Source organism: Klebsiella sp. M5al, from assembly GCF_002090195.1.
Lineage (GTDB): Bacteria > Pseudomonadota > Gammaproteobacteria > Enterobacterales > Enterobacteriaceae > Klebsiella > Klebsiella grimontii.
In genome coordinates, this window is record NZ_CP020657.1 from 2,444,021 (window position 1) to 2,467,623 (window position 23,603).

General features: G+C 58.8%; 23 protein-coding genes. 11 read left to right on the forward strand and 12 right to left on the reverse strand.

Annotated elements, in window-relative coordinates:
• Positions 1–31: 31 nt before the first annotated feature.
• Together gdhA and BWI76_RS11620 are read right to left on the reverse strand one after the other, a co-directional pair.
• On the reverse strand, positions 32–1,375 hold the full coding sequence (gene gdhA, locus BWI76_RS11610; protein WP_004138255.1) for an NADP-specific glutamate dehydrogenase: 1,344 nt from the start codon (positions 1,373–1,375) through the stop codon (positions 32–34).
• Positions 1,376–1,557: 182 nt separating this feature from the next.
• Positions 1,558–1,968 (reverse strand): pyrimidine (deoxy)nucleoside triphosphate diphosphatase, encoded by a 411-nt coding sequence (locus BWI76_RS11620; RefSeq protein ID WP_004138245.1) that lies wholly within the window; start codon positions 1,966–1,968, stop codon positions 1,558–1,560.
• 86 nt (positions 1,969–2,054) lie between these two features.
• Between BWI76_RS11620 and BWI76_RS11625 the strand changes: the two genes are divergently transcribed.
• Complete coding sequence (locus BWI76_RS11625; RefSeq protein WP_049087346.1) at positions 2,055–2,672, forward strand: CDP-alcohol phosphatidyltransferase family protein; 618 nt, start codon at positions 2,055–2,057, stop codon at positions 2,670–2,672.
• Positions 2,673–2,812: 140 nt separating this feature from the next.
• Here BWI76_RS11625 and BWI76_RS11630 read toward each other — a convergent pair whose 3' ends face one another.
• From BWI76_RS11630 to xthA, 8 genes are all read right to left on the reverse strand, one after another.
• Positions 2,813–4,120 carry a sulfurtransferase gene (locus tag BWI76_RS11630; RefSeq protein ID WP_004138238.1) on the reverse strand — a complete coding sequence of 436 codons (1,308 nt, stop codon included), beginning with the start codon at positions 4,118–4,120 and terminating at the stop codon, positions 2,813–2,815.
• Positions 4,121–4,198: 78 nt separating this feature from the next.
• Positions 4,199–4,831 carry an ATP-binding cassette domain-containing protein gene (locus tag BWI76_RS11635; protein WP_004138236.1) on the reverse strand — a complete coding sequence of 211 codons (633 nt, stop codon included), beginning with the start codon at positions 4,829–4,831 and terminating at the stop codon, positions 4,199–4,201.
• Positions 4,831–6,366, reverse strand: a complete 1,536-nt coding sequence (locus BWI76_RS11640) for an ABC transporter permease subunit (RefSeq protein WP_004138234.1) — start codon at positions 6,364–6,366, stop codon at positions 4,831–4,833. Before BWI76_RS11640 ends, BWI76_RS11635 begins: the two co-directional genes overlap by 1 nt.
• Positions 6,339–7,499: an ABC transporter substrate-binding protein gene (locus BWI76_RS11645; RefSeq protein WP_004138232.1), complete on the reverse strand. Its 1,161-nt coding sequence runs from the start codon at positions 7,497–7,499 to the stop codon at positions 6,339–6,341. The genes BWI76_RS11640 and BWI76_RS11645 overlap by 28 nt, the downstream gene beginning before the upstream one ends.
• 9 nt (positions 7,500–7,508) lie before the next feature.
• Positions 7,509–8,060 carry a carboxymuconolactone decarboxylase family protein gene (locus BWI76_RS11650; RefSeq protein WP_004138231.1) on the reverse strand — a complete coding sequence of 184 codons (552 nt, stop codon included), beginning with the start codon at positions 8,058–8,060 and terminating at the stop codon, positions 7,509–7,511.
• Positions 8,057–8,755 carry a TVP38/TMEM64 family protein gene (locus tag BWI76_RS11655; RefSeq protein ID WP_004138228.1) on the reverse strand — a complete coding sequence of 233 codons (699 nt, stop codon included), beginning with the start codon at positions 8,753–8,755 and terminating at the stop codon, positions 8,057–8,059. Before BWI76_RS11655 ends, BWI76_RS11650 begins: the two co-directional genes overlap by 4 nt.
• Positions 8,745–9,398 (reverse strand): TVP38/TMEM64 family protein, encoded by a 654-nt coding sequence (locus BWI76_RS11660; RefSeq protein ID WP_004138226.1) that lies wholly within the window; start codon positions 9,396–9,398, stop codon positions 8,745–8,747. The genes BWI76_RS11655 and BWI76_RS11660 overlap by 11 nt, the downstream gene beginning before the upstream one ends.
• 191 nt (positions 9,399–9,589) lie before the next feature.
• The gene (gene xthA, locus BWI76_RS11665) at positions 9,590–10,396 is read right to left on the reverse strand and encodes an exodeoxyribonuclease III (protein WP_004138224.1); all 807 of its coding nucleotides are present in this window, start codon (positions 10,394–10,396) and stop codon (positions 9,590–9,592) included.
• Positions 10,397–10,840: 444 nt separating this feature from the next.
• Here xthA and BWI76_RS11670 point away from each other — a divergent pair, with 444 nt between their 5' ends.
• From BWI76_RS11670 to BWI76_RS11705, 8 genes are all read left to right on the forward strand, one after another.
• The gene (locus BWI76_RS11670; RefSeq protein WP_049086182.1) at positions 10,841–12,061 is read left to right on the forward strand and encodes an aspartate aminotransferase family protein; all 1,221 of its coding nucleotides are present in this window, start codon (positions 10,841–10,843) and stop codon (positions 12,059–12,061) included.
• On the forward strand, positions 12,058–13,092 hold the full coding sequence (gene astA / locus BWI76_RS11675) for an arginine N-succinyltransferase (protein ID WP_024359447.1): 1,035 nt from the start codon (positions 12,058–12,060) through the stop codon (positions 13,090–13,092). The genes BWI76_RS11670 and astA overlap by 4 nt, the downstream gene beginning before the upstream one ends.
• The gene (gene astD, locus BWI76_RS11680; protein ID WP_049131825.1) at positions 13,089–14,567 is read left to right on the forward strand and encodes a succinylglutamate-semialdehyde dehydrogenase; all 1,479 of its coding nucleotides are present in this window, start codon (positions 13,089–13,091) and stop codon (positions 14,565–14,567) included. The genes astA and astD overlap by 4 nt, the downstream gene beginning before the upstream one ends.
• Positions 14,564–15,889, forward strand: a complete 1,326-nt coding sequence (astB, locus tag BWI76_RS11685; RefSeq protein WP_004138221.1) for an N-succinylarginine dihydrolase — start codon at positions 14,564–14,566, stop codon at positions 15,887–15,889. The genes astD and astB overlap by 4 nt, the downstream gene beginning before the upstream one ends.
• Before the next feature lie 12 nt (positions 15,890–15,901).
• A complete protein-coding gene (astE, locus tag BWI76_RS11690; protein ID WP_064371695.1) occupies positions 15,902–16,867 on the forward strand; it encodes a succinylglutamate desuccinylase in 966 nt (321 codons plus the stop codon).
• Positions 16,868–17,216: 349 nt separating this feature from the next.
• Entirely contained in the window at positions 17,217–17,699 is a 483-nt protein-coding gene (gene spy, locus BWI76_RS11695; protein ID WP_004138219.1) for an ATP-independent periplasmic protein-refolding chaperone Spy, read from the forward strand.
• 208 nt (positions 17,700–17,907) lie between these two features.
• On the forward strand, positions 17,908–18,450 hold the full coding sequence (locus tag BWI76_RS11700) for a LemA family protein (protein ID WP_004138218.1): 543 nt from the start codon (positions 17,908–17,910) through the stop codon (positions 18,448–18,450).
• 4 nt (positions 18,451–18,454) lie between these two features.
• A complete protein-coding gene (locus tag BWI76_RS11705) occupies positions 18,455–20,497 on the forward strand; it encodes a DUF2207 domain-containing protein (RefSeq protein WP_004138214.1) in 2,043 nt (680 codons plus the stop codon).
• 34 nt (positions 20,498–20,531) lie between these two features.
• On the opposite strand, the gene cho is transcribed toward BWI76_RS11705, so the two are convergent.
• Positions 20,532–21,392, reverse strand: coding sequence for an excinuclease Cho (gene cho, locus BWI76_RS11710; RefSeq protein ID WP_004138213.1), 861 nt, complete (start codon positions 21,390–21,392; stop codon positions 20,532–20,534).
• 102 nt (positions 21,393–21,494) lie between these two features.
• Positions 21,495–22,322 carry an ammonia-dependent NAD(+) synthetase gene (gene nadE / locus BWI76_RS11715; protein WP_024359442.1) on the reverse strand — a complete coding sequence of 276 codons (828 nt, stop codon included), beginning with the start codon at positions 22,320–22,322 and terminating at the stop codon, positions 21,495–21,497.
• A 230-nt stretch (positions 22,323–22,552) separates the two neighbouring features.
• Here nadE and osmE point away from each other — a divergent pair, with 230 nt between their 5' ends.
• Positions 22,553–22,891 (forward strand): osmotically-inducible lipoprotein OsmE, encoded by a 339-nt coding sequence (gene osmE / locus BWI76_RS11720; RefSeq protein WP_004121344.1) that lies wholly within the window; start codon positions 22,553–22,555, stop codon positions 22,889–22,891.
• 285 nt (positions 22,892–23,176) lie between these two features.
• Positions 23,177–23,497: a PTS N,N'-diacetylchitobiose transporter subunit IIB gene (gene chbB, locus BWI76_RS11725; RefSeq protein WP_004101340.1), complete on the forward strand. Its 321-nt coding sequence runs from the start codon at positions 23,177–23,179 to the stop codon at positions 23,495–23,497.
• Positions 23,498–23,603: the final 106 nt, after the last annotated feature.

Consider the following 23,603-nt stretch of genomic DNA (forward strand, 5'->3'; position numbering starts at 1 on the left):
AACCTGCGCCAGGTTCGAAGAAATATCCGTCTTAAATCACGCCCTGCGCCAGCATCGCGTCGGCGACCTTCACGAAACCGGCGATGTTCGCGCCGCGTACGTAGTTGGTCTGCTTCGCTTCGCCGCCGTACTCAACACAGGCGTGGTGGATATCTAGCATGATGTGGTGCAGACGAGCGTCCACTTTCTCCGCTTTCCAGCCCATGCGCGCGGCGTTCTGCGCCATTTCCAGGCCCGAGGTGGCTACGCCGCCGGCGTTTGCCGCTTTACCCGGCGCAAAAAGCACGCCCGCTTCGAGGAACAGATCGGTCGCTGCGATAGTAGTTGGCATATTGGCGCCTTCGGCGACGGCCTTCACGCCGTTGGCGATAAGCTGACGGGCAGCGTCGACGTCCAACTCGTTTTGCGTGGCGCACGGCAGCGCGATATCCACCGGCACGGACCACGGCTGTTTGCCTTCAAGATAGGTCAGGCCGAACTCGCGCGCGTAATCCGCCACGCGGCCGTGGCTGCGCTCTTTAATGTCGATCAGGCGCGCCAGTTTTTCTTTGGTGAAGCCGGCTTCGTCAACCACGGTACCGTTGGAGTCGGAAGCCGTAATCACCCGCGCGCCGAGCTCCATAGCTTTTTCAATCGCGTACTGCGCCACGTTGCCCGAGCCGGACACCGCGACGCGAGCCCCTTCAAAGCCTAAACCGTGGCGCTTAAGCATCGCTTCGGTGAAGTAAATCAGACCGTAACCGGTGGCTTCCGGACGAATCAGGCTGCCGCCGAAGGAGAGGCCTTTACCGGTGAATACGCAGGCGCTGTTGTTGGAGAGCTTACGCATCATCCCGGCCATAAAGCCCACCTCACGCCCGCCCACGCCGATATCACCGGCCGGCACGTCGGTATCCGGGCCGAGGTGGCGATACAGTTCGGTCATCAGCGCCTGGCAGAAACGCATCACTTCGCCATCGCTTTTGCCTTTAGGATCGAAGTCGCTGCCGCCTTTACCGCCGCCCATTGGCAGGGTGGTCAGGGCGTTTTTGAAGGTTTGTTCAAAACCGAGGAATTTCAGAATCGACAGGTTTACGGAGGGGTGGAAACGCATACCGCCCTTATAAGGGCCGATGGCGGAGTTGAACTGCACGCGCCAGGCGCGGTTAACCTGAACCTGATTGCGGTCATCAACCCAAACGACGCGGAACTGGATAGCACGCTCCGGTTCAACCAGACGTTCCAGCAAATTCATCTGACGATAGCGCGGATTTTCCTCAAGAAATGGCCACAGGGTGGTCATCACCTCGCGGACCGCCTGAGCAAATTCAGTTTGATTTGGATCGCGCTGTTGAACGCGGGCGAGAAAACCTTCCAGAGTGCACGTCTGATCCATAGATATAAGTTCCCCTTATGGTTGTGGTTGCGTCTATTTATTATGATTCGGCCCTTGAAAAAGCCGATTTTCCGACTATACCATCGGAAATCGTTAGTTAAGCAAGGAAAAATTGTTCAGAAAGCAAAATTTATAATCAGGCGGTGCTCATAATCAAAAGCGATGACTGCCGCCAGACAAAATTAGCGGGAAGGGAGAGCGGCGCGCCGGGCGATAAAGGCTTCGAGCAGGGGAATATCGGCTGGCGCAAGGTTGAAGGTAAACGCCTCCTGGGGTGAACACCAGCGCAGCTGGCTGTGGTAGCGGGCGATGGGTTCGCCGTGAAAATGTGGAACCCACCAGGCGTGAAGATGAATCAGGCGGGCGGACACTTCGCGCAGGTGGCTGGCGATGTAGCATTCCGGCCGGGCGTTGATCGCCAGCTCCTCCTGCAGCTCACGCGCCAGCGCCTGGGCCTGGGTTTCGCCAGGTTCGACTTTTCCGCCGGCAAACTCCCACATTCCCGGCTGATCCGCGTGGGGCGGCCGCTGCGCCAGCAGAATGTGCCCATCGCGTTCGATAATGGCGGCAACAACATCAAGGGTTTTTAGCATGTGAATCATCGTTCTGTACGGGATAATGGCCTATTATCACCGTCCTTGTCCCCGTCAAACAACCCTCAATCCGCTGGAGAGACTTTGTGCTTGACCGTCATTTGCATCCTCGTCTAAAACCTGTCCTCAACGCCGCCGCCGCCCTGCTGGATCGTCCGGCTATTTCCCCCGACGGCCTGACGCTATTTGGCTTTGCGATTGGCGTGCTGGCGCTGCCGTTTTTAGCCCTGGGCTGGTATCAGGCGGCCCTGGCGGCGATTGTGCTCAATCGCCTGCTGGACGGCTTAGACGGCGCGCTGGCCCGGCGACGCGGATTGACCGATGCGGGCGGTTTTCTCGATATTTCGCTCGATTTCCTGTTTTACGCCCTGGTGCCGTTTGGTTTTATTCTAGCCGATCCGGCCCACAACGCGCTGGCGGGCGGTTGGCTGCTGTTCGCTTTTATCGGCACCGGCAGCAGCTTTCTTGCCTTTGCCGCGCTGGCGGCAAAGCATCAGATCGATAACCCGGGCTACGCCCACAAATCGTTTTATTACCTTGGCGGGCTGACGGAAGGGACGGAAACTATCGCGCTGTTTGTGCTGAGCTGTCTGTTCCCGGCGTGCTTTGCGTGGCTGGCGTGGATGTTTGGCGCGCTGTGCTGGCTGACGACCTTTACACGGGTGTGGAGCGGATATCTGACCCTGAAGCAGGTCAGAGATTGATGAGCCGGTTTTCCCGGCTCGCGCTGCGCTTAGCCGGGCTACTGGGTCACAGCCGTCTGCGGAACGGTAGCCCGCGCGCCGCCTCCGGGAAACGCGCCGGGCCTGATGCTTCCACGTAGCGCATGTTGCCAATTAGCGAATTACTTGCTGCTCTCCGGGCCGCGTTCGCCACGAGAGACCGGGTTTTTCGGGTTGCTGCTCCACTCGTACCAGCCGCCGTCGTAGACCGAGACGTTGTTCCAGCCCATCGCCCGGGCGTACATAAAGGTTTCTGAAGCGCGCCAGCCGGTACCGCAGTAGAAAGCGACCTGCTGGCTCGGCAGAATATTCCATGATTTCCACATCGTGGCGATATCATCTGCGCTGCGCATGGTGCCGTCCGGATTATGGAAATCTTCCATATGGGTGGAGTCGCTTCCGGCATGGCCCCAGCGGGCGCCGGCAATTTCCCCCATCGGCTTGATATAGCTGTAGCCGCTGGTGGTGCCGATAAACTCCGGCCAGGAACGAATGCTCACCAGCGAGGCGTCCTGACGGTGCAGCAGGGCGCGAGCCTGCTCGGTATTGAGCATCAGCTGCGGCTGGCCCGGGATCGCCGCGCCGAACTCCGGCTCGGGTTTTTGCTTCGGCGGCGTTCCGCGCTCGACCGGCAGTCCGGCGGCGGACCAGGTTTTCCAGCCGCCGTCGAGCAGGCGCACATCCTTCACTCCGGCGTAAAGCATGATCTGCGCCACGCGGGCGGCGGCATACACGTCGCGACCGTACAAAATCACCGTGGTATCGTGGCGAATACCGTGTTTTGCCAGCATCGCTTTAAGCTGCGCGTCGGAGACTTTATTCCACAGCGGCTCGCTCTCCACCTCGTTGGTATCGATATACCCGGCGCCCGGAATATGGCTCAGCAGATACAGCTTCGGCGCGCCCCAGGCGGCTTCAAACACTTTCCATTTCCCGGCAGGGGCGGCGGCCACCGCTTTACCTTGCTGAAGATCGTGCAACCACTGCGGATACACCAGCTGCTCAAAATGCGGCAGCTTCTGCAGGCGCTCCGCCTGGCTCAGGGCATCGCCAAGCGAGCTGAGATGAGTGAAACCTGCGGCCTTAAGGCGCGCCGCGACTTTCGCGTTGTCGTCGGCGTCGCCGTACAGCGCAATCGGCGTTGAGGCCTGCAGATTGTGCAGCTTAGCCCAGGCGCCCAGCTGTTCGTCGGTCATCGCGCCAAGCCAGCCGGCGGCGAGGTTGAGCGCCTGCGGTTCATGGCCCTGAGGGCCGTTGGCGCCTTGCGGCCAACCGTTATAGAAAGCGCTAAGACGCGTATCAATGGCGACGCCGTTGTGCTGTTGCAGCGTGGAGAGCGTTAGCGTCGGCATGGCGTCAGCGGCGGAGGTGGCAGCGGCAGCAAGCCCCATCAGCAGGGCGAGTGCGGTCAGTTGAGAAACACGTTTCATCGAAATGCCCGGCAGTAGAAAATTGAGCGGCAATTCTCCGCGTTATTAGCGGATAATTCTTTGCGATAGCGCAGGCTTTCATTGCCAGAGCCTCATATGCAAGCAGCGCCCTCCGACGGGCGTATCCTGGTCATCATGCGTAACCAGCACCGCGGGGATCGCCTGCCGCGCCAGTTCGTTGAACACCCAGCGGCGAAAATCGGCGCGCAGCGCCACGTCGAGGCGATTAAACGGCTCATCCAGCAGCAGCGCCCGCGGCCGGGCCAGCAGGGCGCGCAGCAGGCTGACTCGCGCCCGCTGGCCGCCGGAAAGGGTTGCCGGATCTCGCCTGTAGAACCCCGCTAACCCGGCACGCTCCAGCGCCTGTTCTACCCGGGGTTTACGCTGGGAACGCTGGACGTCAGCGGGCAGCGCCAGCAGCAGATTTTGCCCGACGCTGAAGTGGTCGAACAGCAGCGCGTCCTGCAACAGAATGCCGATACGCCGCCGCTCGGTGGGTAAACTGTCGCAGCGCTGGTTATCCAGCCACAGCTCGCCGGCGGCGCAGAAGCTCTCTTCCAGCGCACCGACCATCCAGGAGAAGAGCGTTGATTTGCCGCTACCGGATGGCCCCATCAGGGTCAGGACCTCGCCGGGAGCAACGGAAAAATCGACGTTGCGCAGCAGCGGCTCTCCGTTGAGGCGCAGGGTGAGTTTTTTGACGATCAACATTAGCGTAATCCTTGTCGATAGTGGCCGATCAGCCAGGCCAGCAGCGCGGTGGCGGCAAAAAACAGCGCCGGTAACAGCAGCTGCCACAGCGCCTGCGCGGCGAGGGTGGAGGTATCGCCGCCGCTGCTCAGCGCCACCGCTTCGCTGGTCAGGGTCGCAACCCGTCCGCCTCCCAGCCATAACGTCGGCAGATATTGTGCGATGCTTACCGAAAAGCCCACCGCCAGCGCCGTCAGCAGCGGACGGGTCAGGGCAGGTAAGGTGACCAGCCAGAAGATGCGGCCTCGTTGCCAGCCGAGGGTGCGGGCGACCAGCTCCGCGCGCGGATCGCGAGCGCGCCACGCGGGACGCAGAATAAACAGCATCCACGGTACGACCCACAGCAGATGCCCCCATAAAACGGTGAGCCGCTCGCCGTCCAGCCACGTATACAGCGCCAGCTGATATTGGCCGTCCACCAGCGGCAGCGCCGGTAAAATCAGCGGCAGCCAGATCCATTCGCCGAAGCGGGAGGGGCCCAGCGCCAGCCATAGCAGACAGATGACCGCGCCGATCGCTGCTGAGCATAGCCCAAGCCACAGGCTGTTGCCGACGCTATCGTGGACCGGCTGGCTATTCTGCGCCGCCGCGGCAAGCAGCAGGGCGCAGGCCACCCCGCACAGCGGCAGAAGAAGGGCGAAGCTTTTCCCGGCGAGCGCCCGCGGCTGCGGGCGACGGATCCCCTCAACCGGCGGGATCCGTCGTCGCCAGAGACGCCAGACTCCCCATGCCGCCAGCGCCATCATGGCGAGGGCCAGCAGCAGTATCAGACTGGCGAGGGCGCCTTTCGCCTGCTGGCGCTCATCGCCCTGGCTTAACCATTGCCAGGCCAGCACCGCCAGGGTCGGCGGGTTGCCGGGCCCGATCACCAGCGCGACGTCGACCGCCGAAAGGCTCCAGGCGGCAGTCGCCAGCAGCACTACCGACAGCGCCGGAAGCAGGGTGGGTAACACCAACCACGTCAGGCACTGCCAGCGTCCGTAGCCGAGGCTTTTTAATACCGTTGCCTGTTCGGCCAGGCGTTTTTCACCCAGCAGACCGTAAACCACCCACAGCAGGAACGCGCTCTCCTTCATCGCCATAGTCAGGCCCAGGCCGATGCCGTAGCGGTCGATCGGCGGGGAAAAGAGTGGGAAAAGGCGAGAGAGCCAGCCGCTTTCGGCAAACAGCAGCAGAGCGGCGGTAGCGAAGGCCACGTGGGGCACCGCCAGCAGCAGCGGAAGCCTGGCCGCCAGCCGTCGCCAGCCGCCCGACGGCCAGAGCGCGGCCACGACGGTGAGCGTGATGATCAGCGCGCCGCCCACCGACAGCAGGGTTGAGACGAGAGTCGCCGCCAGCGCCTGGCCAAACTGCGGGTCGGCAAATAGCGATTGCCAGAGGGAGAGGCGAAGAGCCGGAAGCGCCATCAGCGCCGCGGCCGGCAGCAGCGGCAGATAGATCAGCGCGACGGCGGCCCAGGTCAGCAGCCTTAGTGCGTGCCGTAGCGGCGCAGCCATTCCTGCTCCAGCGCGTCAACCCAGGCCGCGTGCGGTTCACCCAGCATCGGCGGTATATCCTGCGGCACAACGGCATTAAAGGCCTGCCGCTCCTTCTCCGTTAATTTCGCCGGATCCAGCACGCTGGGGTCGCCCCATACCGTCGGGTCGGCCTTGCGCAGCTGGGCCTGCGGCGAGAGCAGGAAATTAGCGACGACTTTCGCTCCCGCCGTCGCCCGGGCATTGGCCGGGATCGCCACAAAATGGACGTTGCCGAGCATCCCCTCGCTGAAGCCGAAGCCGTAGCTGTCTTTCGGCAGCTCGCCGCTGGCCGCTTTTTGCTGCGCGTGCAATGGATTAAAGGTGATGGAAAGCCTGAGGGTTCCACTCTTCAGCATGGCATCCATGCGGGCGGGCGAAGCCGGGAAGTCGCGGCCCTGTCGCCACAGCAGAGGGTGAAGCTGGTCAAGATAGCGCCACAGCGGCGCGGTCACGGCGGCGAAGGTGGCCTCCTCAGGCGGCTGGCGCAGGGCGTCGGGCTGCGGGGTCAGCGTCAGCAGCAGCTGTTCAAGAAACGCGGTACCGGTAAAATCCGGCGGACGCGGATAGGTGACGCTGCCGGGATGCGCGGCGGCGAAAGCCAGCAGCGCCTGCGGATTTTGCGGCGCGTCGGGCGTTTGTGAACGACGGGCGATAAAGGTGAGCTGCGCGCCGCCCCACGGAGACTCCGCGCCGTCGGTCGGAAGGGAGAAATCCTCGCGCACCGGCTTTTGCGTATCGACGAAGCGCCAGTTAGGCAGGGTTTCCGCCCAGCGGGTTTGCAGCAGCCTGGCGTTTTTCAGGGTGCGGAAGTTTTCGCCGTTCACCCACAGCAGGTCGATGGAACCACCTTGACTGCGTCCGGCGCGGGCTTCGCTCTGGATGCGCTTGACCGCATCGGCGGCATCGGCAATATGCACGATGCGCAGGTCGATAGCGTAGTCGCGCTTCACCTCGTCGCTGACCCAGTCGAGATAGCGGTTAACCGCCGGGTCGCCGCCCCAGGCGTTGAACCACACCGTCTGGTCGCGGGCTTCTTGTTGCGTGGATTGCCATCCCGCGCTGGCGGCCAGCGGGGAGAGCAGCAGTAAAGCGAAGACCAACATACTGCGCATAACCGCTCCTTATGGTTTTGAATCGGTTGGGATCCGGCACAATCCCTGGGCGGGGATCGCCATGGCTGAATTAAAGCGCGCCGACAGGTTTTGTAAACCGATCAGCGCCGTGAGTTCGGTGAGCGCGCGGGCGTCAAACTGACCTGCCAGCCTGTCGCGCAGCGCGTCGTCGACCACCGGCGGCGTCATGCTGGCCGCTTCGGCATACTCCAGCGCCAGCCGCTCGCGTTCGCTGAATAACGCGCTGTCCCGCCATTCGGCGACCGCCAGTAGCTTATCGCTGCCGCCGCTGCGTTCCGCCAGCTTCATATTGGTGATATCAATGCAAAACTCGCATAAGCACAGCTGCGCGACGCGGGCGCTGACCAGCGAGCGCAGCACCGGATCGAGGGGCGAACGCTTGCGTTCCAGATAGCCGACGAACATCGACACCAGGTAAAACACCAGCGGAATACGCCCCCACCAGCGGATAGGGCTGAGCACCTCGCCGTAGTGGCGGCGATGCAGCCAGGCCTGCGGGCGAAGAATCAGCGGAATGGACTTCAGAGGGGGTAAACTCATCGTGAACGCCTCTTTTGTTGTTCAAGATAGAGCGCTTTCGCGACCGCCACCACAATGGCCAGCGCAAACAGGATCGATAAACCGGTGACCAGCCAGAAGGTGCCGCCGGTCAGCAGGCTGCCGGTCCACGAATAGACTATCGTCGCCGGCAGCTGGCCGAGGCCGGTGGCCAGCATAAAGTGGCGAAAGCGCATTGACGTCAGTCCGGCGGCGTAGCTCACCGGATCGAATGGCACGAAGGGCAGCAGGCGGCAGATTAATAGGGTGTGTTTGCCGTAGCGGGTAAAAAAGCCATCCATACTCTGCAATACGCTTTTGCCGGTGAGTTTTTCCACCGCGTCTCGGCCGAGCGCTCTGGCGATAAAAAAGCACAGCGCCGCCCCGGCCATGGCGCTTACCCACGACAGCGCGCCGCCCCAGAAAGCCCCGAACAGGGAGGCGTTGGCAAAGGTGATCAAAAAGGCGGGAAGCGGGGCGATAATCGCCTGCAGAATCATCAGCGCGAAGGAGACCAGCGCCGCCTGCGGGCCCCAGGAATCGATAAAACGCTCAACAGCCTGCTGATCGAGCGTAGCGAAGGCCGCGAGGCTGCGCTGCATAAACCCATGTACGCCGGGTATCAGCCACCATGCCAGCAAAAGCGCAAGCAGCGTAATGCCAATGGCTATCCGCGAGCGCGCGTGGCTATTTTTCATCGTTAGACAGTAACCGTGGCGTCGCGATCCGCCGATAGCGGGCATATCTTTTCGCCGCCTGAATCAGGGCAAATAAGGCCAGCCCCGCGAGCGTCAGCTTGAGCATAAACAGAGAGGTGATCCCGTCGCGAATAAGCTCACTGGCCAGCAGCGTGTAAATAAATATGCCGGGTAAGGTGGTGAGGGCGGAAATAAAGGTAAACGTCCAGAACGGAATCGCCGTCAGGCCATAGTCGTAATTCTGGATATTATAGGGAAACAGCGGGATGAGCCGGGTCAGAATTAAAAAATCGCTGCCGCTACGGGCGATACCGTGTTCAATAGTCTGAAATATCGCCGTCTGCCCGACGTATTTGATCAGCAGCTCGCGGCCCAGCCAGCGGGCGAACAGAAACGACAGGGAAGAGGCGAACGTCGCCGCCAGCAACGACAGCAAGGTCCCCGCGAGCGGACCAAAAATGACGCCGCCGGCAATCACCAAAATAGAGCCCGGTATTAAAAACAGGGTGGCGACAATAAACAGCAGAATATAGAGCGTATAGCCGAAGGTGCCGCTCTGGCGGATGGCCTCGCGCAGACGATCAAAATGGGTAACCAGCTCGGCAAAACCCGACTGCTGAATAATACAGGCGACAATGCTCAATACGACGACAACAAAAAGCAGCTTATACTCTGCTTTATGACGGCTTCTTTTGCATTGGGTTCTCCTGTATTGCGCGGCGGTCAAAAGTGCGCGCGACAGTATAATAGTTTGCCGCCGTTCACAATCTCTGACGGCGGCTTTTTTGATATGGCTCAGGCTCTGCGGGCCAGAGAGCCTGATGGCGGGGCGGTTTAGGCCTTAAAGCTCGCCCATACCGGCGCGTGGTCGGAGGGTTTTTCCATTCCACGAATTTCGTAGTCGATGCCGGTTTCGACGCAGCGCTGCGCCAGCGGGGGGCTTGCCAGCAGCAGGTCGATGCGCAGCCCGCGGTTATCGTCAAAGCCCTTAGAACGATAATCGAACCACGAGAAATGCTCGTTATCCTGCGGGTTCGCATGGCGGTAAGTATCCACCAGGCCCCAGCCCAGCAGGCGCTCCATCCATTCGCGCTCTTCCGGCAGGAATGAGCATTTGCCGGTACGCAGCCAGCGCTTGCGGTTCTCTTCGCCGATGCCGATATCAAGGTCGGTGGGGCTGATATTCATGTCGCCCATGATCAGCACCGGATTCTCTTTATTCAGTTCGGTCTCGAGGTAGTTTTGCAGGTTCTGGTAAAACGCCGCCTTCGCCGGGAATTTGGTTTCATGATCGCGGCTTTCGCCCTGCGGGAAATAGCCGTTAATCACCGTCAGGTTGCCAAACGGAGAAGGGATTTCCGCCATAATGATGCGGCGCTGGGCCTCTTCCCCATCGTTCGGGAAACCGCGACGCACGGCGATCGGCGTCTCTTTGGTCAGCAGCGCGACGCCGTAGTGGCCTTTCTGCCCGTGATAAAAGACGTTATAGCCCAGCTTCGCCACCTCTTCGAGGGGAAACATGTCGTCGTGGACTTTGGTTTCCTGTAGGCCGATGACGTCGGGCTGGTGTTTATCGATGATGGCGGCCAGCTGATGCGGGCGGGCACGCAGGCCGTTGATATTAAAAGAGACAAATTTCATAGTCGCTGCCACTGTGCAAGGTGAATAGTGCAGGGATGGTAGCAGAAATTCGCCGGGCTGGCTGCGGTAAGGCGGTTTATTCTGCCGATTGCAGCGGTTGGTAGCCTGTTTGCACAAACTGTGCACCATTATGCAACGCGCTGCGCCAAAAAAGGGCGCTTATTACCGATAAATTTCGTCAAGGATCACAATTACAGAATTATATCTTACCTCTGCATAACCTTTCTTTTTATTCGACTGCCAAAGCCGCTTTTAGCGTTTTTATTCACTTTCTATGCATTTCATGTGAATAGTGGGATTTCGTAACTTATTGATATTTCGTTATCGACCTCGATTTATGCATTTTTACCTCTGGCTGGCACGAACCGTGCAATCTACATTTACAGCGTAATAACCATATTCATTAACATTATTTAAACTTTTTATTTACCGGAAGAGGTCGATATGTCTCAGTCAATTACGCGTAGCAACTTTGATGAATGGATGATGCCTGTATACGCGCCAGCGGCTTTTATTCCGGTACGCGGCGAGGGTTCACGCCTGTGGGATCAGCAGGGAAAAGAGTATATCGACTTTGCGGGGGGCATAGCGGTGAACGCCCTCGGCCATGCGCACCCGCGGCTGGTTAAGGCGCTGACCGAACAGGCGGGGAAATTCTGGCATACCGGCAACGGCTACACCAACGAACCGGTACTGCGTCTGGCGAAGCAACTGATTGACGCCACTTTCGCTGACCGGGTCTTTTTCTGTAACTCGGGAGCGGAAGCCAACGAAGCGGCGCTAAAACTGGCGCGCAAATATGCCCACGATCGTTTCGGCAGTGAGAAAAGCGGCATCGTGGCGTTCAAGAATGCCTTCCACGGCCGCACGCTGTTTACCGTTTCCGCGGGCGGCCAGCCGGCCTATTCGCAGGATTTTGCGCCGCTGCCGCCGCAGATTCAGCATGCTATCTATAACGATCTCGACTCGGCAAAAGCGCTGATCGACGACAATACCTGCGCGGTGATCGTGGAACCGATGCAGGGTGAAGGCGGCGTGGTGCCTGCGGATGCGGACTTCCTGCGCGGCCTGCGCGAACTGTGCGATGCGCACAACGCGCTGCTGATTTTCGACGAAGTCCAGACCGGCGTCGGCCGTACCGGCGAGCTGTACGCCTATATGCACTACGGCGTGACGCCAGACCTGCTTTCCACCGCCAAAGCGCTGGGCGGCGGTTTCCCGATCGGCGCGCTGCTGGCAAGCGAGCGCTGCGCCAGCGTGATGACCGTCGGTACCCACGGCACCACCTACGGCGGTAACCCGCTGGCCTGCGCGGTGGCGGGGGAAGTGTTTGCCACCATCAACACCCGCGAGGTTCTCAACGGCGTTAAGCAGCGCCATCAGTGGTTCTGCGAACGGCTCAACGCGATCAACGCCCGGTACGGCCTGTTTAAAGAGATCCGCGGCCTGGGGCTGCTCATTGGCTGCGTGCTGAAGGATGAATATGCTGGCAAGGCTAAGGCTATCAGCAATCAGGCGGCGGAAGAGGGACTGATGATTTTGATTGCCGGCGCCAACGTGGTGCGCTTCGCTCCGGCGCTGATTATCAGCGAAGACGAGGTCAACAGCGGCCTGGATCGCTTCGAGCTGGCCTGCAAACGCTTTCTCGCGGGGGTCTCATCATGATGGTGATCCGTCCGGTAGAAAAAGGCGATCTGCCGGGGCTACTGACCCTGGCGGGCGAGACCGGCGGCGGCCTGACGTCGTTGCCGGCCGATGAAGCCACGCTGGCCGCGCGCATTGAACGTTCGCAGATGACCTGGCGCGGCGAGCTGCCGAAAAGCGAGCAGGGGTATGTGTTCGTGCTTGAAGACTGCGCCAGCGGCGCGGTGGCGGGAATATGCGCCATTGAGGTGGCCGTGGGGCTTAACGACCCCTGGTACAACTATCGCGTTGGTACCCAGGTACACGCGTCGAAAGAGCTTAACGTCTACAACGCCCTGCCGACGCTGTTCCTGAGTAACGATCATACCGGCAGCAGCGAGCTATGCACGCTGTTCCTCGATCCGAAATGGCGTAAAGAGGGCAACGGCTATCTGCTGTCGAAGTCGCGCTTTCTGTTTATGGCCGCCTTTCGCGAACGTTTCAACGAAAAGGTGGTGGCGGAAATGCGCGGCGTCATTGACGAACACGGCTACTCGCCGTTCTGGGAGAGTCTCGGGAAACGCTTTTTCGCGATGGAGTTCTCCCGCGCCGACTATCTGTGCGGTACCGGGCAAAAAGCGTTTATCGCCGCCCTGATGCCGAAGCATCCGCTGTATATCGACTTTTTAAGCGACGAGGCGCGAGCGGTCATTGGCGAGGTCCATCCGCAAACCGCCCCGGCCCGCGCGGTGCTGGAGAAAGAGGGGTTCCGCTATCTCAACTACGTCGATATTTTTGACGGCGGCCCGACGCTGGAGTGCGAAATTGACCGGGTGCGGGCTATTCGCAAAAGCCGGCTGGTCACCGTCGCCGAAGGCCAGCCCGTCCAGGGCGAGTGGCCGGCGTGCCTGGTTGCCAATGAGCAGTACCAGCAGTTTCGCGCCATGCTCGTTCACGCCGACCCGGAGAGCGACCGCCTGGTGTTAAGCGCGCGCGAGCTGGATGCCCTGAAATGCCACCCCGGCGACCAAATCCGCCTGGTGCGCCTGTGCCCCGAGGAGAAAAAATCATGAGTTTATGGATTAACGGCGACTGGCAAAGCGGTCGCGGACCGGCCCGGAGTAAACATAACCCGGTAAGCCAGACGCTGCTGTGGCAGGGCAACGATGCCGATGCCGATCAGGTTGCGCTGGCGGTCAGCGCGGCGCGCGCGGCGTTTCCCGCCTGGGCGCGTCAGCCGTTTGCCGCCCGGAAAGCGATCGCGGAAAAGTTTGCTTCTTTACTGGAAGCGAACAAAAGCGAATTAACCGCGGTTATCGCCCGGGAGACCGGCAAACCGCGCTGGGAAGCGGCAACGGAAATTACCGCGATGATCAATAAAATCGCCATTTCGGTGAACGCTTACCATAGTCGTACCGGAGAAGCGCAGACCGCGATGGCGGACGGTGAGGCGACGCTACGCCACCGGCCGCACGGCGTGCTGGCGGTATTTGGTCCCTACAATTTTCCCGGGCACCTGCCTAACGGTCATATCGTTCCGGCGCTGCTGGCGGGGAATACCGTGGTATTCAAACCCAGCGAGCTGACGCCGCAAAGCGGCGAGGCGGTAGTGAAGCTATGGGCCGAAGCCGGCCTGCCGCCGGGCGTGCTTAACCTGCTCCAGGGCGGGCGGGAAACCGGCGAGGCGCTGAGCGGCCAGGCGGATATCGACGGCCTGCTGTTTACCGGCAGCTCTGCCACCGGTTTTCAGCTACATCGTCAGCTTGCCGGGCAGCCGGAAAAAATTCTCGCCCTCGAGATGGGCGGCAACAACCCGCTGATCGTTGATGATCCTCAGGATATTGATGCCGCCGTGCATCTGACAATTCAGTCGGCCTTTATTACCGCCGGACAGCGCTGTACCTGCGCGCGCCGGCTGCTGGTAAAACGGGGCGAGGCGGGCGATGCCTTTCTTCAACGTCTTGTGACGGTGTCACAAACGCTGATTCCCGCGGCGTGGGACGCTGAGCCTCAGCCGTTCATCGGTGGGTTAATTTCAGCGCAGGCCGCGCAAAAGGTGCATCAGGCCTGGCTGGCCCACGTGGCCAGCGGCGGCAAAACGCTGCTGGAGCCGCGCCTGCTGCAGGCCGGAACCTCGCTGCTGACGCCGGGCATTATCGAGATGAGCGCGGTGGCGCAGGTGGCTGACGAAGAGGTCTTCGGCCCGCTGCTCTGCGTCTGGCGCTATGACCATTTCGATGAGGCGATTGCCCTCGCTAACGCGACCCGTTTCGGACTGTCCTGCGGGCTGATCTCCGCCGAACGCGATAAGTTCGACCAGCTGCTGCTGGAGGCGCGGGCCGGTATCGTTAACTGGAATAAACCGTTGACCGGCGCCGCCAGCACCGCGCCGTTCGGCGGTACCGGCGCTTCCGGCAACCATCGCCCGGGGGCCTGGTACGCCGCGGACTATTGCGCCTGGCCGATGGCCAGCCTGGAATCGCCGGAGCTGTCGCTACCGGCTACCCTCAGCCCGGGGCTGAATTTTCGTCAGGAGACATCCCAATGAAAGCCTGGGAAGTGAACTTTGACGGGCTGCCGGGCCTGACCCACCACTATGCGGGATTATCCTTCGGCAACGAAGCCTCGACAAAACACCGCTATCGGGTGTCGAACCCGCAGCTGGCGGCAAAGCAGGGGCTGAAGAAAATGAAAGCCCTGGCGGATGCGGGCTATCCGCAGGCGCTGATCCCGCCGCAGGAGCGGCCAAACATTCCGCTGTTGCGCCAGATTGGTTTTGACGGCAGCGATGAGCAGGTACTGGAAAAGGCGGCGCGCCAGGCGCCGGAGCTCCTCTCGGCGGCCAGTTCAGCCTCATCAATGTGGGTGGCCAACGCCGCTACAGTCTCGCCATCGGCGGATTCGCTGGACGGCCGGGTGCATCTGACCGTCGCCAACCTGAACGATAAATTCCACCGCGCCAGCGAAGCGCCGACCACTGAAGCGCTGCTGAAGGCGATTTTCCCCGATGCGCAGCGGTTTGCCGTCCACGGCGCGCTGCCCCAGGTATCGCTGTTCGGCGACGAAGGGGCGGCAAACCATAACCGTCTCGGCGGCGACTACGGCGCCCCTGGCGTGCAGCTGTTTATTTACGGTCGCCAGCAGGGAGGCGAGGATAACCCGCAGCGCTACCCGGCGCGGCAGACGCTGGAGGCCAGCCAGGCGGTCGCCCGGCTAAATCAGGTCAATCCCCGGCAGGTGATTTTCGCCCGTCAAAACCCGGCGGTGATTGATAAAGGCGTGTTTCATAACGATGTCATTGCGGTAAGTAATCAGCAGGTGCTGTTTTGTCACGAGCAGGCGTTTGTTGACCAGCCGCAGCTCCTGCAGCAGCTGGCGCAGCAGGTTCCCGGATTTACGCCGCTCGTCGTACCGGCAAGCCAGGTTTCGGTAGAAGACGCAGTGGCGACCTATCTGTTCAACAGTCAGCTGTTGAGCAAACGGGAGGGCGGGATGCGGCTGATTCTGCCGCTGGAGGCGCAGGAGCATCCGGGCGTCTGGCGCTACCTGAACCGGCTGGTGGAAGGCGATAACCCGATCGATGAGCTGCAGGTTTACGATCTGCGCGAAAGCATGGCCAACGGCGGCGGACCGGCCTGCCTGCGTCTGCGGGTGGTGCTGACTGAGGACGAGCGACAGGCGGTGAATCCGGCGGTAATGATGAACGATGCGCTGTTCGCCACCCTGAATGACTGGGTGGGCCGCTACTACCGCGATCGCCTGACCCAGGCCGATCTCGCGGATCCGCAGCTGCTGCGCGAAGGCCGCGAAGCGCTCGACCGTTTAACGCAGATCTTGCGCCTGGGCTCAGTGTATCCGTTCCAGCAATAATAAGGAGGCGTCGTGGACGACTTTCTGGCACTCACTCTGGCGGGGCGTTTGCCCCACCATTTTCATGGCCAAACCGCGCAGTTCCGCTGGCACTGGATTGACTGCGGCATTCTGCAGCTCGTTCCCCATGAGCCCTGCGATCGGTCGCTGGTTTTGTCATCCGGGCTTCACGGCAATGAAACCGCGCCGGTCGAAATCACCGATCTCCTGCTGCGTCAGCTGTTTCGTGGGGAAACGCCGCTCCGCTGGCGGCTGCTGGTTATCTTCGGTAACCCTCAGGCGTTAAGGGCCAACAAGCGTTATCTGCATAGCGATATCAACCGGATGTTTGGCGAGCGCTGGCGGGCCTTTAGCGCCAGCGATGAAACCGTTCGCGCCCGGCAGCTGGAGCATGCCCTGGCGCGGTTTTATGCCGCGACGGCTGGCGAGCGCTGGCACCTGGATTTACATACCGCCATACGCGGTTCGCTGCATACCCGCTTTGGTGTTCTTCCGGCGAGAGAAAAACCATGGGATGAAGGTTTTTTGCGTTGGCTGGGGGCGGCAGGGCTGGAAGCGCTGGTGTTTCATCAGCAGCCTGGCGGGACCTTTACCCATTTCAGCAGCGAACGTTTCGGCGCGCTCTCCTGTACGCTGGAGCTCGGCAAGGCGCTACCTTTTGGCGATAACGATCTGCGCCTGTTTGCGGCCACCCAACGCGCGCTGTCGCTGCTGCTGGCGGGGGAGTTGACGCTGGAGGATGAGCACACGCCGCTGCGCTACAGGGTGGTACAGCAAATCACCCGCAGCAGCGACAGGTTCCAGCTGCATATGTCGGCGCAGACGCTGAACTTTACGCTGTTTTCGTTCGGAACGTTGCTTGCCGAGGATGGCGACACCCGCTACGTGGTGGAAGGGGAGCAAGAGTACGTTTTGTTTCCCAATCCCAGCGTCGCTTTCGGCCAGCGCGCCGGGCTGATGCTGCAGCGCTTCCAGTGAATCCGTCGCCCGTCCGGGCGGCGGCGTTTATTTCGGCGTTTATTTTTCCGCTGCCATCTTATTTTTTCGTGCTCTGTTCTTTGATTGCAGATTATTCCTGGTTAAATGCTTTGTTTTTAATCTCTGCTGATTTATAATCTTCATAATTTCCCGCTAAAACAGTTGCTTATTTATTTTTCCTTGCATTTATCTTCTCATTTTCCTTATTTTCTCCATAATTGGCGAGAAATTGTTTTTTACACTTTCAATGTTTTACGCTTGCTCTGATTAATTGACGATAAACGTCGTAAAGTTAATCTCGTCAACACGGCAACGCGCCGTAAGAATAACGCAAAGTAAGGATTGAACGATGAAGAAGATTACAGCACTGTTTGTTGCCTCTACTCTGGCTCTGGGCGCGGCTAACCTGGCCCACGCGGCTGACGCTACGGCTACCCCAACCGATAACGCTCCGATGATGCATCATAAGCGCGGACCTGGCGGCCCACACGAAATGATGTTTAAAGGTCTGAACCTGACCGAGGCGCAGAAAACGCAAATCCGCGACATCATGAAGAGCCAGCGCGACAATATGAAACGTCCATCCCTGGATGAGCGCCGCGCGATGCATGAACTGGTAGCCAGCGATACCTTCGATAAGGCGAAAGCGGAAGCGCAGATTGATAAGATGGAGGCCCAGCATAAAGAGATGGCGCTGGCGCGTCTGGAAACCCAGAACAAGATTTACAACATCCTGACGCCGGAACAGAAAAAACAGTTCAATGCGAATTTTGAGAAGCATCTGACAGATCGTAAAGCGCCGGAAGGTAAAATGCCTGCACCAGCTGAATAACTCAGCGCGCTGACTTAAGACCGCCGGTCTTGCCCAATAACGCCAACAGGCTTTGGGCAGGGCCGGCGGTTTTTTCTTTGTCTGCTAAAAATCCATCGTGAAACCTGATTTACCCGGCAGGGGCGAATGTGCCAGTATGAATGCCTTAACGATCGCCACGGACTCAAGTGTCCTGGTGTAAAGCCTATTCTGCTCATGGATCTTGCATATGGAAATGTATATCGGCCTCGCCGTCCTCGTTGTCGTCCTCATCTGGGTCGTAATGACCTATAACCGCTTTATCTCCCTGCGACGTTTCAAAGACGAAGCCTGGAGCGGCATTGCCGTACAGCTTAAGCGTCGCCACGACCTGGCGCCGAATCTGCTGAGCCTGGTGAAACGCTACGCGCAGCATGAAAAAGAACTGCTGGAAGAGATTTCCCGCCAGCGTGGCGAACTGGTCGGCAGTACCCGACAGATCGCCGACAACGAGCGCCAGTACTCTGGCACGCTAGGGCGCGTTTTCGCGCTTGGCGAAGCGTACCCGGAACTTAAAGCCAGCGAAAACTACCTTGCCTTACAACAATCGCTCAATGAAATAGAAGAGCAGCTGCAGATGGCTCGCCGCTACTTCAACGGCACGGTGCGCGATTTCAATATTCTGGTCGAGTCTTTCCCTAGCCTGCTGCTGGCGCGGTTATTTAATTTTAAAGCAGAAGCTTTCTTTGAACTGGACTCACCGGAAGAAGCTAAATCACCACGGATGGCGTGATTAAATGGCGAATTTACTTTTTCAGGGGGGGCGCACCCTCGTCCTGCTGCTGCTTTTGAACATCAGTGCGGCTTTTGCCGCCGACGACATGATCATCATCAAGGATGCCTCCCAGCTTCCCGCTGACGCTATTCCAGCGTATGAACATATCCTCTCTTTCGATGCTCGGGCGCGCTTTAACCCGGACGGTAGTATGGAGATGCGAGAAAATATCAAAGTACTTTCTCTGGGCAGGCAGATTCGGCGGGGGATTTTCCGTACGCTGCCGCTGACCTGGAACCGTCAGGACGGCAAGATCTTTCGCGTGTATTACGCGATCGAGTCGGTGTCGCGCGATGGCGTGCCTGAGCCTTTTAGCCTTGACGAAGCAGAAAAAAAACTGACGGTACGCATTGGCAGCGGCGAACGGGTCCTGAAACCCGGGATCTATAACTACGAAATTCGCTATCAAATCAGCAACCATTTCAGCCGCTTCCCCGAGTGGGATGAGCTTTACTGGAACGTGACGGGCAACGACTGGGCGTGGCCTATCAGCAAGGCCAGCTTTCATCTTGAACTCCCGGACGCCGTTGGAAATCTCAACGCTGACGCTAAGGACGCCAGACTGCGATCGCTTGATGTTTATACCGGTGTCGCAGGGGCGAAAGAACACAATGCGCAAGTTCTTCCTGACGGTAGCGTCCGCACCCTGCGGCCTCTGGCGCGGGGGGAGGGGCTGACCGTGGTCTATACCTGGCCTCGGTCGATCCTTGCCGACGCTCCGGCGCCGGAGGCCGCTTTGCCGCTGGTACATCTCCTTATCCCCACCTTAAAAACCGGCGTGGTCTGGCTACCTTTGCTGCTTATGGCCGCTTATTACCTGATGTGGTGGCGAAAAAACGTCACCAAAGCCGGGCTAAAAATGCCGCCGGTCGTTGCGCTTTATTCGCTGCCCCCCGGCATGTCTCCGGGATACCTGCGTTTTATCACCCGGCGTAAATATGATGATGTGGCTTTTAGTAGCGATTTATTAGCGCTGGTGGCTAAACGCGGAATGGCGGTCAGCGGGGACAGTCATCACACTCATAACCCGTGGCTTGCTGACTCCGGCGTAAAACAGCGGTTAACCCGTTTGCCCGTTGAGGGAAACAGGCGATTAAACAGTGATGACCTGAAGCTGTTAAGCACGCTTTTTAAAGATAAACAAAAGAATATCGATCTCAGCAAGGCCCATCAACGCCCCATGCAAAATGCGCGTGAACAGCTGGAGAAACGTTGTGTGGCGCAGCGGACTAAGGTGTTTCGCAAGTGGGGGCAGCCGCTGCGGCGCTGCATCTATATCGCGCTGCTGGTGCCGGTGGTTTGCGGCATTTGGGTTAATACGCAGGCCGCGCTGCTGACGATACCGGCCGCGGTTTTTATGCTGATTGGCGGAGCGATGCTCACCTGTTTGCTGCGCTTTATATGCCGCCCACGGGAAATGTGGCGTGCCTGGGGGCCGGTACCGCTCTTTTTATTGGCGTTCTTCGGCCCCTTCGCGACGCTGGGAGGCGGGATTTTTCTCTTTGGTATACTGCCCATCACCCAGCTTCCGTCAGGATACATTGGCGCGCTTATGGCCGCGTTCGCGCTGTGCGTTTTCGTTGCCTGGAAAACGCCTCGCTATACGCAGCACGGGCTTGATGAACTGGCTATCGCGAAAGGATTGATGCTCTATCTGGGCACCGCCGAAAAGCATCGTTATCAGATTATCTATCCGCCTGAGCAGATGATTTCCCATTTTGAAGCGCTGCTGCCGGTTGCCCTGGCGCTGGACGTAGGGAAAACATGGGCAAATACCTTTGCCCACTACCTGAGTAGTACAGGCGCCATGTCGCATGCGTTTGCCGCCGCCGATTGGGGAAGCGTCGAACACTTCAGCGAAGCCTGCCGAACCGCCTCTATGTCAACGCCGGATAGCGGTTCAGGGAGCGGTTCATCATCAGGTTCAGGTTATAGCGGATCCGGTTCCTCTGGAGGTGGTTCATCCGGAGGCGGCTCGGGCGGGGGCGGCGGGGGCGGCTGGTAATTGCCCCGATAGCGAATCGGGGCTTACATTCGCTTCACAGGGGATGGAGCTTATAGCGGCCGCTGAGCAGCGGCTTGCACAATATTTTATAACCGTCATGGTCAAATTTGGCCGACAGGCGCGTGAGCGATGATGCCTGTGACAGGGACGCTACCGCGCCGAGCCACAGCCAGTTTTGAATAATGTGGTATTGCGTCATATCATCGCTGCTCTCTTCCAGCGCGATCGCTCCGGCCCACGGCCAGCACACTAGCTGCATCTTTTGCATGTTCTCGCGCAGCCGCTGATGGTGCGTTTCAACGCTCTCTTTCCCGCAGCAGGCCCCCGCGCAGCGGCCCAGGGCGGAGCGAAAGCAGGCGCGCCCGCGGTTGAGCGGTTCAAGGCCCATTAATCCGTAACAAAGGCGATGCTCATCGGCGATTTTTTGCAGCGCCTGCAGCGCCGCGCGGCGATTTGCAAACAGGCCATAGAGATCGCTTTGCTGTGAGAAATCCAGCTCGCTGGCGTAAACCACCTGAGGACGGTCGTCAGCAAGGCGTAATGAGCACAGCTGCCTGTTTTGCCGCAGTCGTTTATTGAATAGCGGCTGCTGTTCTTTAATCAGCTGCGCTTCTAATAACAGCGCGCCGAGTTCGCCAGCCGTCCGCTGCCAGGTAATACGCCGCGCCTGGCGCAGCATGGCCGCTTCGTCGGGCGTGCGCAGATGCGACAGCACACGGCTGCGGATGTTTACGCTTTTACCAATATACAGCGGCAGGGTGTCGCTTTCGCCGTGGAAGAGATAGACGCCCGGCTGTTTAGGCAGCGCCTCAAGCCACGGACGCAGATGTTCGGGATACGCATAAATTGCCGCCGCTTCAAATTCGAGACGCGGGGCGGATTGCCTTCTTGCCACTTTTGCTCCTGGTGCTGTTTATTTATCCAGTATAGCAGCCGGAGGGAGAGGCGAAAAGGATAAAAAATCGCCCCGAGGCGTCGGGGCGAGGGGAGAGGGGGATTACTTTTTCCAGAAGTCGTCGAAGACGGTAATCGGCGGTCTGCGTTTATGTTCGGTTTTCAGATACCAGCCCTCAATCGTTTTCGCGATTTTCTCGTCCAGCGTTTTGCCTTCCAGATAGTCATCGATATTTTCGTAGGTCACGCCCAGCGCCACTTCGTCGGGCAGTGAAGGGCGGTCGTCCTCCAGATCGGCGGTCGGCAGCTTTTTATACAGATGCTCCGGACAGCCTAAATGGGCCAGCAGCTGTTTGCCCTGGCGTTTGTTGAGGCGAAAGATGGGGTTAATATCGGTACCGCCGTCGCCGTATTTGGTGAAGAACCCGGTGATCGCTTCCGCCGCATGGTCGGTGCCTACCACTACGCCATGGGTCATTCCGGCGATGCTGTACTGCGCCTTCATGCGTTCGCGGGCTTTTTCATTACCGCGAACAAAGTCGCTAAGTTCGATCCCGGCCTCGCGCAGCGCCTGCTCGCTGGCCAGCACGGCGCCCTTAATATTGACCGTTAATACGCGATCCGGCTGAATAAATGCGATAGCGTCCTGGCAGTCCTGTTCATCCGCCTGCACGCCGTACGGGAGGCGCACGGCAATAAACTGCAGGCTGCTGTCGCCGGTTTCGGCGCGCAGTTCGTTGATGGCCAACTGACACAATTTACCGGTGAGCGTAGAGTCCTGGCCGCCGCTGATGCCGAGGACCAGCGATTTAATAAAGGGGTATTTTTGCAGGTAGGACTTCAAAAAATCTACGCTGCGGCGTATCTCGGCTTCGACATCGATCTGGGGTTTTGCGCCCAGCGCCTGAATAATCTCTTGTTGTAGCGTCATTGCGCCCTCCGGGAAGTAAATCTGTTTGCCAATCAGCAGAGGTTTAACCTACCTCTTTGCCGGTAAAACGACAAGGATCACAATTTTGAGTGAAGCAAAAGCAGGCAACCGCAACAAGAGGGGATTTATTATTGGAAAGCTCTTAATTTCGTTTCATTTCCACCTTCGGCTTGAAAAATAACGATATTTATTCCAGGCTTATTAACACGCCAAAAAAAAGAGGACGGAACATGAACAAGCATTTTGCAGGATTTCTGGGCGCAGCAGCTGTATTGACCATGCTGGCAGGCTGTACGGCCTATGACCGTACCAAAGATCAGTTCACTCAGCCGGTGGTCAAAGACGTTAAAAAAGGCATGAGCCGCGCCCAGGTTGCGCAGATTGCCGGTAAGCCTTCATCAGAAGTTACCATGATCCACGCGCGCGGTACCTGCCAGACATACATCCTGGGTCAACGCGATGGTAAAATTGAAACCTACTTTGTCGCCCTGGACGATACTGGCCACGTGATAAATTCCGGTTATCAGACCTGCGCCGAGTACGATACCGACCCGCGCAACAGTAAGTAATACCCCAGCCGTAACGCTGATTTCTACGTAAGCCCGACCATTGGTCGGGCTTTTTTGTGAACTCTGATGCTTATTTAATTGCGCGAATTATTTGAGGGAAATGTGAAGGCAGTCAAAACGCGAGGTCAATGAGAGACAATTCTGTTCAAGGAGGAATTATCCTGGCGCTGAACGATGCCGTATACTCAATGCATAAACAATACTAATTCAAAGAAACATCTCTTACCGCCTCTCAGGCATCCATGATACCGGGAGGACCGGGTCACACAAATTGAGGAAGCGTTCATGGAAAAGAAACATATCTACCTGTTCTGTTCTGCTGGGATGTCGACATCACTGCTGGTATCGAAAATGCGCGCCCAGGCCGAGAAGTATGAAGTGCCGGTGATTATTGAAGCATTTCCGGAGACCCTGGCCGGTGAAAAAGGTCCTGATGCCGATGTCGTATTATTAGGCCCACAAATTTCCTATATGTTGCCGGATATTCAGCGTTTACTACCCAATAAACCCGTAGAAGTCATTGATTCTGTTTTGTACGGTAAGATCGATGGATTAGGTGTTCTGAAAGCGGCCGTTGCGGCCATTAAGAAAGCTGCTGCACAATAATTTTTATTTTAAAACTCGACATATTTCGGATAGCAGCGGTTAAAATTTCGTGAGGGTGTGTTTTAGCTGTTTGCTGTCCGAAATACCCAGAGTTTATTTTCCCGTC

Bases quoted from the DNA above. Each gene is read 5' to 3' on its own strand.
- gdhA (WP_004138255.1), bottom strand. From the start codon at position 1,375: ATGGATCAGACGTGCACTCTGGAAGGTTTTCTCGCCCGCGTTCAACAG.
- BWI76_RS11620 (WP_004138245.1), bottom strand. From the start codon at position 1,968: ATGCTAAAAACCCTTGATGTTGTTGCCGCCATTATCGAACGCGATGGG.
- BWI76_RS11630 (WP_004138238.1), bottom strand. From the start codon at position 4,120: ATGAAACGTGTTTCTCAACTGACCGCACTCGCCCTGCTGATGGGGCTT.
- BWI76_RS11635 (WP_004138236.1), bottom strand. From the start codon at position 4,831: ATGTTGATCGTCAAAAAACTCACCCTGCGCCTCAACGGAGAGCCGCTG.
- BWI76_RS11640 (WP_004138234.1), bottom strand. From the start codon at position 6,366: ATGGCTGCGCCGCTACGGCACGCACTAAGGCTGCTGACCTGGGCCGCC.
- BWI76_RS11645 (WP_004138232.1), bottom strand. From the start codon at position 7,499: ATGCGCAGTATGTTGGTCTTCGCTTTACTGCTGCTCTCCCCGCTGGCC.
- BWI76_RS11650 (WP_004138231.1), bottom strand. From the start codon at position 8,060: ATGAGTTTACCCCCTCTGAAGTCCATTCCGCTGATTCTTCGCCCGCAG.
- BWI76_RS11655 (WP_004138228.1), bottom strand. From the start codon at position 8,755: ATGAAAAATAGCCACGCGCGCTCGCGGATAGCCATTGGCATTACGCTG.
- xthA (WP_004138224.1), bottom strand. From the start codon at position 10,396: ATGAAATTTGTCTCTTTTAATATCAACGGCCTGCGTGCCCGCCCGCAT.
- BWI76_RS11670 (WP_049086182.1), top strand. From the start codon at position 10,841: ATGTCTCAGTCAATTACGCGTAGCAACTTTGATGAATGGATGATGCCT.
- astA (WP_024359447.1), top strand. From the start codon at position 12,058: ATGATGGTGATCCGTCCGGTAGAAAAAGGCGATCTGCCGGGGCTACTG.
- astD (WP_049131825.1), top strand. From the start codon at position 13,089: ATGAGTTTATGGATTAACGGCGACTGGCAAAGCGGTCGCGGACCGGCC.
- astB (WP_004138221.1), top strand. From the start codon at position 14,564: ATGAAAGCCTGGGAAGTGAACTTTGACGGGCTGCCGGGCCTGACCCAC.
- spy (WP_004138219.1), top strand. From the start codon at position 17,217: ATGAAGAAGATTACAGCACTGTTTGTTGCCTCTACTCTGGCTCTGGGC.
- BWI76_RS11700 (WP_004138218.1), top strand. From the start codon at position 17,908: ATGGAAATGTATATCGGCCTCGCCGTCCTCGTTGTCGTCCTCATCTGG.
- BWI76_RS11705 (WP_004138214.1), top strand. From the start codon at position 18,455: ATGGCGAATTTACTTTTTCAGGGGGGGCGCACCCTCGTCCTGCTGCTG.
- nadE (WP_024359442.1), bottom strand. From the start codon at position 22,322: ATGACGCTACAACAAGAGATTATTCAGGCGCTGGGCGCAAAACCCCAG.
- osmE (WP_004121344.1), top strand. From the start codon at position 22,553: ATGAACAAGCATTTTGCAGGATTTCTGGGCGCAGCAGCTGTATTGACC.
- chbB (WP_004101340.1), top strand. From the start codon at position 23,177: ATGGAAAAGAAACATATCTACCTGTTCTGTTCTGCTGGGATGTCGACA.